Origin of the sequence: Streptomyces sp. SID14478, assembly GCF_010548525.1 — a bacterium.
GTDB lineage: Bacteria > Actinomycetota > Actinomycetes > Streptomycetales > Streptomycetaceae > Streptomyces.
Map to the genome: position 1 here is coordinate 1 of NZ_JAAGMG010001206.1, position 2,442 is coordinate 2,442.

A 2,442-nucleotide genomic window follows, 5' to 3' on the forward strand; every position below is an offset into this window, starting at 1 on the left:
GGCCGAGGCGGCCGAGGCGGCCGAGGCGGAGCCGGAGCAGATCCCCGAGCCCGCCCCCGACCTGGTCGTCGAGCCGGGCGCCGCGGCCGCCTCCGGTTACGAGGACGCCGAGCGCGAGGCCGTCCTGCGCGTGATGCGCGAGCGCCGCGACATCCGCAACGGCTTCCGCAGCGACCTCATCCCGCACGAGGTCCTGCTCCGTGTCCTGGAAGCGGCGCACACGGCCCCGTCCGTGGGCCACTCGCAGCCCTGGGACTTCGTCGTCATCCGGTCCGCCGAGACCCGGCGCACCATGCACGAACTGGCCATGCGGCAGAAGGACGCCTACGCCAAGTCCCTGCCCAAGGGCCGCGCGAAGCAGTTCAAGGAACTGAAGATCGAGGCCATCCTCGACACCCCGGTGAACATCGTGGTCACCGCCGACCCGACCCGCGGCGGCCGCCACACGCTGGGCCGGCACACCCAGCCGCAGATGGCCCCCTACTCCTCCGCGCTCGCGGTCGAGAACCTGTGGCTCGCGGCCCGCGCCGAGGGCCTCGGCGTCGGCTGGGTCTCCTTCTTCGACGAGCGCGAGATGGTCCGCACCCTCGGTCTGCCCGAGCACCTCGAAGTGGTCGCCTACCTCTGCGTCGGATACGTCGACGAGTTCCCGGAGGAGCCCGAGCTGATGCAGGCGGGCTGGTCCAAGCGACGCCCGCTGTCGTGGGTCGTGCACGAGGAGACGTACGGCCGTCGCGCGCTGCCCGGCGAGGACCCGCACGACCTGCTCGCCGAGACCGTCTCCAACATCCGCCCGCTGGACGCCAAGGCGCTCGGCGAGGCGTGGGAGCGGCAGAAGCGCATGACGAAGCCCGCCGGCGCGCTCGGCATGCTGGAGATCATCTCCGCGCAGCTGTCCGGCCTCTCCCGGATGTGCCCGCCGCCGATCCCGGAGCCCGCGGCCGTCGCGATCTTCGCCGGCGACCACGGCGTGCACGCCCAGGGCGTCACCCCCTGGCCGCAGGAAGTGACCGGCCAGATGGTCGCCAACTTCCTCGGCGGCGGCGCGGTCTGCAACGCGTTCGCGAACCAGGTCGGCGCCGAGGTCTGCGTCATCGACGTCGGCGTCGCGAGCGAACTCCCGGCCACCCCCGGCCTGTTGCCCCGCAAGGTCCGCGCGGGCACCGCCGACATGACGACCGGCCCCGCCCTGAGCCGCGAAGAGGTCAAGGCGGCCATCGAGGTCGGCATCGAGACGGCCCGCGATCTCGTCGCCGCCGGCAACAAGGCGCTGCTCACGGGCGAGATGGGCATCGCGAACACCACGGCGTCCGCCGCCCTGATCTCCGTCTACACGGACGTCGACCCCGCGGACGTCACGGGCCGCGGCACCGGCATCAACGACGAGACCCACGCCCGCAAGATCGAGGTCGTGCGCCGCGCCCTCGACGTGCACCGGCCCGACCCGGCCGACCCGATCGGCGTCCTCGCCTCGGTCGGCGGCCTGGAGCACGCGGCGCTGGTCGGCCTCCTGCTGGGCGGCGCCTCGCTGCGCACGCCCGTGATCCTGGACGGCGTCAGCGCCGGCGCTGCCGCCCTGGTCGCCCGCGCCATCGCCCCCGAGGTGCTGGCCGCCTGCGTCGCGGGCCACCGCAGCGCCGAGCCCGGCCACGTCGCCGCGCTCAACAAGCTGGGCCTGCGCCCGCTCGTCGACCTCGACCTGCGGCTCGGCGAGGGCACGGGCGCACTCCTGGCCCTCCCGATCGTGCAGAGCGCGGCACGCGCGATGCACGAGGTCGCGACGTTCGACTCGGCGGGCGTCACCGAGAAGTAAGCAGCACCGCAGGAGGAACGCCTGCCCCGCCATCACGGTGGGCAGGCGTTCCCGCACGGCGGCCCGGGTGCGCCCGGCACACCCCGCCGGCACGCCCCGTCAGCGGGCCACGACATAAGCTGACCGCACCAGAACCCGCACGTCACCGGGCTCCGAAGACGCAGCCCCGTCCAGCACGCTCGCCCCGGGAGCCACCAGACATGCCCGCCGCACAGCACCCCGCATACCCCGTAGGCCTGCGCCTGACCGACCGCAGGACGGTCGTCATCGGCGGCGGCCAGGTCGCCCAGCGCCGCCTCCCGGCGTTGATCGCGGCGGGCGCGGACATCACCCTGATCTCCCCCTCGGCCACCCCGTCCGTGGAGGCCATGGCCGACGCGGGCGAGATCACCTGGGTGAAGCGGCGCTACGCGGAGGGCGACCTCGCCGACGCGTGGTACGTGCTGATCGCCACGGCCGACCGCGCGGCCAACGACCTGGCCTCCGCCGAGGCGGAGCGCGGCCGTACCTGGTGCGTCCGCTCCGACGACGCCGAGGCGGCCACCGCCTGGACCCCGGCCACCGGCCGCACCGAGGGCGTGACCGTCGCCGTCCTGTCCACCGAGGCCGCAGACCGGGACCCGCGCCGC

The 2,442-nt window shown here is 74.4% G+C and carries 2 protein-coding genes; both read left to right on the plus strand.

Translation table 11 applies throughout. From position 1 onward, the window contains the following. Positions 1 to 1,813: nicotinate-nucleotide--dimethylbenzimidazole phosphoribosyltransferase (gene cobT, locus G3I40_RS38645; RefSeq protein ID WP_239092194.1), on the plus strand; the 1,813-nt coding region annotated here is incomplete at its 5' end. Between the two features lie 200 nt (positions 1,814 to 2,013). Beyond that, positions 2,014 to 2,442, plus strand: a 429-nt coding sequence (locus G3I40_RS38650) for an NAD(P)-dependent oxidoreductase (RefSeq protein ID WP_275410302.1), incomplete at its 3' end; no start/stop codon positions are given.